General features: G+C 55.4%; 1 pseudogene. It reads left to right on the top strand.

The features are described from left to right. Positions 1–269, top strand: a pseudogene (locus SB822_RS57500) (type VI secretion system tip protein VgrG); the annotation flags it as partial.

The following is a 269-nucleotide window of genomic DNA, read 5'->3' as shown; positions in this document are numbered from 1 at the left end:
CGAGTACCACATATCCGCTGCCGGCGCTGCCGACATCCAAATACGATACGGCGATGCAGTATCTGTATCACGACGATGAACCGGTTCAGGGAGCGAAATACATAGCCACGCTATCCGACGGCAGCACGCGGCAAGGCACGTTGGACGCACAGGGACGGATGAATCTTAATGATGTCCCAGTGGGCCCCGTAAAGGTAGAGCTTGGACCCGACACACGCTCATACGCCCGCAAGGACAAAACCAGCAATCCAGACTTTAAAGGCGAACAA

This window comes from Paraburkholderia sp. SIMBA_054 (assembly GCF_046534875.1).
Taxonomy (GTDB): Bacteria; Pseudomonadota; Gammaproteobacteria; order Burkholderiales; family Burkholderiaceae; genus Paraburkholderia; species Paraburkholderia hospita.
The sequence above is the reverse complement of the archived record's forward strand: the minus strand, read 5'-3'. Positions and strand labels throughout refer to the sequence as shown.